We start from the raw sequence: 7,274 nt of genomic DNA, 5'->3' as shown, positions 1-7,274 counted from the left end.
TGGCCACGCTGTCTCCACCCGAGACTCAGTGAAATTGAAATCGCTGTGAAGATGCAGTGTACCCGCGGCTAGACGGAAAGACCCCGTGAACCTTTACTACAGCTTGGCACTGAACATTGAACCTACATGTGTAGGATAGGTGGGAGACTATGAAATTGCGTCGCTAGATGTGATGGAGTCGTCCTTGAAATACCACCCTTGTAGTTTTGATGTTCTAACGTTGGTCCCTGAATCGGGATTACGGACAGTGCCTGGTGGGTAGTTTGACTGGGGCGGTCTCCTCCCAAAGAGTAACGGAGGAGCACGAAGGTGGGCTAAACACGGTGGACATCGTGTGGTTAGTGCAATGCATAGCCCGCTGACTGCGAGAATGACAATTCGAGCAGGTGCGAAAGCAGGTCATAGTGATCCCGGTGGTTCTGAATGGAAGGGCCATCGCTCAACGGATAAAAGGTACTCCGGGGATAACAGGCTGATACCGCCCAAGAGTTCATATCGACGGCGGTGTTTGGCACCTCGATGTCGGCTCATCACATCCTGGGGCTGAAGTCGGTCCCAAGGGTATGGCTGTTCGCCATTTAAAGTGGTACGCGAGCTGGGTTTAGAACGTCGTGAGACAGTTCGGTCCCTATCTGCCGTGGGCGTTGGAAAATTGAAAGGGGCTGCTCCTAGTACGAGAGGACCGGAGTGGACGAACCTCTGGTGTTCGGGTTGTCATGCCAATGGCATTGCCCGGTAGCTAAGTTCGGAATCGATAACCGCTGAAAGCATCTAAGCGGGAAGCGAGCCTTGAGATGAGTTTTCCCTGGCACTATAAGTGTCCTAAAGGGTTGTCGTAGACTACGACGTTGATAGGCAGGGTGTGTAAGTGCTGCGAGGCATTGAGCTAACCTGTACTAATTGCCCGTGAGGCTTAACCATACAACACCCAAGGGGTTTTGTGGACTCAAAGAAATACCAAACGCTTGAATGAGTTTGATGAGAGACTTTTAAATCAGTTTTCCAGATTATTTTGCCTTCAGTTTTTAAAAAACTGAAAGTAAAAGCAAAATTTGCTTGGCGACCATAGCATTGTGGACCCACCTGATTCCATGCCGAACTCAGAAGTGAAACACAATAGCGCCGATGGTAGTGTGGGGCTTCCCCATGTGAGAGTAGGACATCGCCAGGCTTTAAATTTGAACACTTGTCAGCGACGACAAGTATTCCACTGCGGAGTGGTAGTTCAGTTGGTTAGAATACCGGCCTGTCACGCCGGGGGTCGCGGGTTCGAGTCCCGTCCACTCCGCCACTTATTCAGAGGTTCAGCTCTTTAAAACTGAAATAGGGGTGTAGCTCCAATTGGCAGAGCAGCGGATTCCAAATCCGCGTGTTGGGAGTTCGAATCTCTCCACCCCTGCCATATTTAAGGCTCTAGCAGAAATGCTAGGGCCTTTTTGCTTTCTGAAGCTAATTATACGCCATTAGCAAAGCAGCGGATTCTCCGGCTTGCCAAAATAGCGCGTGTTGGGAGTCTAAACCTCTACTCCTGCCACATACAAAGCCTCAGCAGAAATGCTAGGTTTTTTTACGTCTGTTGCTTCTTCGAAGCAATGTTGGGAGAACTAGGCGTCCTCCTAACTTACCAGTTTGGTTGAATCTCCGGAGTGCCGACTCAGTCCTCCTCTGGCATATTTAAGGATCTAGACTGCACGCCCCGGTAGAAAGACTAGACCCTTCTTGCTACTGCATCAGATGTTCTATAGAGAAGTTTCGGTTCTAGAACATTGGTGTGCGAAGCTTTACTCTAATTACAATTCCTCTTCGATCGTGGTTCTCTTTCTACACTTTATTATGCTTTCAATACTTCACTTGAAAAGAAGGCCATGTATCTTTACTTAATTTATTTCCGTAAATACTTTGTGTTTATCTTCGCTCGAATGCACTCAAACTGGTGGTTGCTTGTTGGCCTGTTTGGAAGCGTTAGGTACGACAAAGAGTCGTGATTGCAGATAGCAATCATGACTAAAGTAGTGGTCAGAGATAGGGAGCAACTTGTAGGCTAGAGAGGCGTGCTTGTTGATGGACACAGGTACAAAAAAGGCCGCTTATACTAAGCGACCTTCGTTTATATTTTTAGGTATTAATCCAATTCTTTCTCAGCTTGTTTCGCTTTTTCTATCATTGGAGTGATTGTTGATCCTTGAACCAGAATAGAGAACACAACAACAGCATAGGTCATAACGAGGATTATCTCTTTAACATCTATTGCTTTGTCTTCAATCACCCAGATACCTGAAGGGATTGAAAGTGCCATAGCTAGAGCTAAGCCTCCGCGTAGACCACCCCAAGTTAGAATCTTAGTCGACCATGGGTTGTAAGTTCTAAAGCGTTTAAATCCAATATAAGACAAGAAAACACTTAGATAGCGTGCACTCAATACTAGAGGGACTGCGAACGCCATCAAAATCCAATCTTCTTGGTGGAACTTGAATAGCAGCATAGACATACCAATCAATAAGAATAGTACGCCATTTAAGAACTCATCTATTAATTCCCAGAAATGGTCTAGGTGATCCTCACTTTCCTTAGAAAATCCGATGAAGCGTGTCCAGTTGCCTATCATGATACCAGATACCACCATTGCTAATGGTCCAGATACATGCAGAACCTCTGCAAAAGCATAACCAGCTGTAGGAATACCGATGGTTAATAGCAACTCCATCGAGTGGTCATCGGTGTTGCTGATTAGATAGTGGAATATCAAACCTAGAACAAATCCGTAGACGATACCGCCAATAGCCTCTTGGACGAATAACATGGTCACGCTACCTACAGTCGGAGCTTCTGTGCCGAACGCAATGGTAAATAGGGTTACGAAGATAACTAGGCCAAAACCATCGTTGAATAGAGATTCTCCCTCGATTTGAGTAGAGATTCGTCTGGGAGCATCGAGCTTCTTCACTATTGCTAATACAGCTATTGGATCGGTTGGAGATATTAGAGAACCAAACAGTAAGCAATAAATTAGGTCAAATTGAATACCGATAAATTGACAAAACCCATAAAGTACAAAGCCAATAAAGAATGTCGAAAACAGTGTAGCACCAAGAGCGAGTACCGTTATTTCCCATTTCTGATCTTTTAGATTAGGTAACTTAATCCCCAAACCACCTGCAAAAAGTAAGAATCCCAGTATTCCTTTTAGGAGGAAGTCTTCAAAGTTGATACTGGCAACGGTTTCTGAAGCGATGTCAGCCAATTGGAACCAATTGTTTTGTCCCGCAATGATAATCAATAGAGATAGCATCATTGAGCCAGCTGTGATGGCGATGGTTGTCTGCATTTTACCAATTTTGGTATTAACGAAAGCAATAAGCATGGCTGCAGCGGACAAGAAGCATAAGGTGTAATAGACCGACATTGGGATTCCAATATGTAACAAAATATGAATATTAATTCTCGTTCTCTCATGCTCAAATAGCAAACATTTTTTTGTCATGACTTGGTTATTTACTTCATGTTTTAGACGTCTAGACTCCTTTCGAATGTGTGGTAGGATGGAGAGATAATTAAAGGAATGAGGTTGTATCGTGGGAAGTAATGTAAGGCAAAAGATTGACGCTCTGTTGAAGCAACGAATTTTACTGATTGATGGTGGCATGGGTACCATGATTCAGGATTATAAATTGGAAGAGCAAGACTATCGCGGTGAGCGATTTGCTGATTGGCATAGTGACTTAAAAGGTAACAACGACCTTTTGGTACTTACACAACCTAAGCTTATCAAAGATATCCATATGGAGTATTTGGAAGCCGGTGCTGATATCCTCGAGACCAATACCTTTAACGCTACAACCATCGCTATGGCCGACTATGATATGGAAAGTCTTAGCGAAGAAATTAACTATGCTGCTGCTAAGTTGGCTCGTGAAGCAGCAGATGAATGGACAGTGAAGACTCCTGATAAACCCCGTTTCGTGGCGGGTGTGTTAGGTCCAACTAACCGAACTTGTTCTCTCTCCCCAGATGTTAATGATCCGGGCTATCGTAATGTTAGCTTTGATGAACTTGTTGACGCTTACTCTGAATCGACTCGTGCGCTTATCAAGGGCGGTTCAGACTTAATTCTTATTGAAACTATCTTCGATACGTTAAACGCGAAAGCGTGTGCTTTTGCGGTTGAATCTGTCTTTGAAGAAGTAGGTATCATTTTACCGGTTATGATCTCCGGTACTATCACAGATGCATCTGGTCGAACGCTTTCCGGACAAACAACAGAAGCCTTCTATAATGCCCTTCGTCATGTAAAACCTATCTCATTTGGATTGAACTGTGCATTAGGTCCTGACGAACTGCGTGAATACGTTGGTGAAATGTCTCGTATTTCAGAATGCAATGTTTCCGCTCACCCTAATGCAGGTTTACCTAATGCATTCGGTGAATATGACTTGTCTCCAGAAGATATGGCTGAACACGTTAAGGAATGGGCTGAAAGTGGCTTCTTGAACTTAATTGGTGGATGTTGTGGTACAACGCCAGAACATATACGCCAAATGGCAGAAGCTGTTGAAGGTGTGACACCGCGCCAATTACCAGATTTACCCGTCTCTTGTCGTCTCTCTGGTTTAGAGCCATTGACGATATCCAAGGAATCTCTGTTTGTTAACGTGGGTGAGCGAACTAACGTTACGGGCTCTGCTCGCTTTAAGCGCCTTATCAAAGAAGAGCTATATGATGAAGCTTTGAGTGTGGCTCGAGAGCAAGTTGAGAATGGCGCTCAAATTATCGATATCAACATGGATGAAGGGATGCTAGACGCTGAGGCGTGTATGGTTAAATTCCTTAATCTATGTGCGTCTGAGCCTGAGATCTCGAAAGTGCCAGTCATGGTCGACTCTTCAAAATGGGAAGTGATTGAAGCGGGTCTGAAATGTATTCAGGGTAAAGGCATCGTTAACTCGATCTCATTGAAGGAAGGGAAAGAGAAGTTTGTCGAACAAGCGAAACTGGTTCGCCGATATGGTGCAGCCGTTATCGTGATGGCGTTCGATGAAGTTGGCCAAGCTGATACTCGAGAGCGTAAGGTTGAGATTTGTACTAATGCCTACAATATTCTGGTTGATGAAGTGGGCTTCCCACCTGAAGATATTATTTTTGACCCGAACATTTTTGCTGTGGCGACAGGTATTGATGAGCATAACAACTATGCGGTCGATTTCATTGAAGCTGTAGGGGACATCAAACGAGACTTACCTCATGCGATGATTTCTGGTGGTGTATCGAATGTTTCGTTCTCATTCCGAGGTAATAACTACGTTCGTGAGGCTATCCACGCAGTATTCCTATACCACTGCTTTAAAAACGGTATGGATATGGGCATCGTAAATGCTGGGCAATTAGAGATTTACGATAATGTCCCTGAGGATTTACGTGAAGCCGTTGAAGATGTGGTTCTAAACCGCCGAGATGATTCCACTGAGCGCTTGCTAGATATCGCAACTGAATATCTAGAGCGTGCAGTTGGAAAGGTTGAAGATAAATCTGCTTTAGAGTGGCGTACCTGGCCAGTAGAAAAACGCTTAGAGCATTCTTTAGTTAAAGGTATTACCGACTTTATTGTTGAAGATACCGAAGAAGCTCGTGTTAATGCCTCTCGCCCTATCGAGGTGATAGAAGGCCCATTAATGGATGGTATGAATGTGGTTGGTGACCTCTTTGGTGAAGGTAAGATGTTCCTTCCTCAAGTGGTGAAATCTGCACGTGTTATGAAGCAAGCGGTAGCCCATTTAGAGCCATTTATCAATGCAACCAAAGACGTAGGTGCAACTAACGGAAAAATCTTACTTGCGACCGTAAAAGGCGATGTTCACGATATTGGCAAAAATATTGTGGGCGTTGTCTTGCAGTGTAATAACTACGAAATTATCGATTTAGGCGTGATGGTTTCATGTGAAAAAATCCTTAAGGTCGCTAAGGAAGAAAACGTCGATATCATTGGCCTTTCGGGTTTGATCACTCCTTCCCTGGATGAGATGGTGCATGTTGCGAAAGAAATGGAAAGACAAGGTTTTAAACTGCCTCTTCTCATCGGTGGAGCAACCACATCTAAAGCGCATACAGCCGTTAAGATTGAACAGAACTACTCCGAGCCTGTGGTCTACGTAAACAATGCTTCACGTGCGGTGGGTGTGTGTACTTCGTTGCTATCTAACGAATTGAAACCTGCATTTGTTGAGAAGTTGGATATTGATTACGATCGCGTTCGCGATCAGCATAATCGTAAGAAGCCTCGTACTAAACCGGTCACTCTTGAAAGAGCACGTGCTAATAAAGTAGCTATCGATTGGGATGCTTACACGCCACCGGCACCCGCTAAACCGGGAGTTCACATCTTTAATGATTTTGATGTGGCAACTTTGCGTCAGTACATCGACTGGACTCCATTCTTTATGACATGGTCATTGGTCGGTAAATACCCTGCAATTCTTAATCATGAAGAAGTGGGCGAGGAAGCGAAACGCTTATTCAAAGATGCCAACGATTTATTGGATCGAGTACAGAAAGAGAAGTTACTTGAAGCTCGTGGGATGTGTGCGATGTTCCCTGCCAACAGCGTTGGCGATGATATCGAAGTGTATACCGATGAATCTCGTACTGAAGTGTTAAAGGTTTTACACAACCTTCGTCAGCAAACCGAGAAGCCAAAAGGTTTTAACTACTGTTTGTCTGATTACATTGCGCCGAAAGATAGCGGTAAAGCGGACTGGATTGGTGGCTTTGCAGTGACTGGTGGTATCGGCGAGCGTGAGCTTGCTGATGAATACAAAGCCAACGGTGATGACTACAACGCGATTATGATTCAGGCGGTTGCTGACCGATTGGCTGAAGCGTTCGCTGAATACCTGCATAAAGAAGTGAGAAAGGACATTTGGGGCTACTCGCCGGATGAGGAGCTGTCTAATGACGATTTGATTCGTGAGAAGTACCAAGGTATTCGTCCAGCTCCAGGTTACCCTGCTTGCCCAGAACATACAGAAAAAGGAACGTTGTGGGAGTTGATGGGTGTTGAAAAAGCGATCGACATGTCACTAACCACGAGCTACGCGATGTGGCCTGGTGCTTCAGTGTCTGGTATGTATTTTTCACATCCTGATGCCCGATACTTTGCGATTGCACAGATTCAACAGGATCAAGTGGATAGCTATGCCGACCGTAAAGGTTGGGATATGTTGGAAGCTGAGAAGTGGTTAGGCCCAAACATTAACTAGTTTGAATCTATAACGAGCTTTGAT

The 7,274-nt window shown here is 44.7% G+C and carries 2 protein-coding genes, 2 tRNA genes, 1 rRNA gene and 1 other annotated feature; of the genes, 4 read left to right on the top strand and 1 reads right to left on the bottom strand.

All coding sequences use genetic code 11. The features are described 5' to 3' along the window. Window positions 1–37: 37 nt before the first annotated feature. Window positions 38–908 (top strand) — a sequence feature (23S ribosomal RNA rRNA prediction is too short). 147 nt (window positions 909–1,055) lie between these two features. The 3 genes from rrf (at window position 1,056) to MED222_RS06535 (ending at window position 1,402) form a co-directional block, all read left to right on the top strand. Further along, window positions 1,056–1,171: ribosomal RNA gene (gene rrf / locus MED222_RS06525) — 5S ribosomal RNA — on the top strand. Window positions 1,172–1,214: 43 nt separating this feature from the next. After that, window positions 1,215–1,291: transfer RNA gene (locus tag MED222_RS06530), tRNA-Asp, on the top strand. A gap of 34 nt (window positions 1,292–1,325) precedes the next feature. Next, window positions 1,326–1,402, top strand: a tRNA-Trp gene (locus tag MED222_RS06535). A gap of 720 nt (window positions 1,403–2,122) precedes the next feature. Here the strand turns inward: MED222_RS06535 and MED222_RS06540 are convergent. After that, the gene (locus tag MED222_RS06540; protein WP_017102902.1) at window positions 2,123–3,403 is read right to left on the bottom strand and encodes a cation:proton antiporter; all 1,281 of its coding nucleotides are present in this window, start codon (window positions 3,401–3,403) and stop codon (window positions 2,123–2,125) included. A gap of 169 nt (window positions 3,404–3,572) precedes the next feature. Here MED222_RS06540 and metH point away from each other — a divergent pair, with 169 nt between their 5' ends. Beyond that, window positions 3,573–7,250, top strand: a complete 3,678-nt coding sequence (metH, locus tag MED222_RS06545) for a methionine synthase (protein WP_009847875.1) — start codon at window positions 3,573–3,575, stop codon at window positions 7,248–7,250. Window positions 7,251–7,274 lie beyond the last annotated feature (24 nt).

Source organism: Vibrio sp. MED222, assembly GCF_000153005.1.
Lineage (GTDB): Bacteria > Pseudomonadota > Gammaproteobacteria > Enterobacterales > Vibrionaceae > Vibrio > Vibrio tasmaniensis_A.
This window is presented reverse-complemented; position numbering and strand designations above follow the sequence as displayed.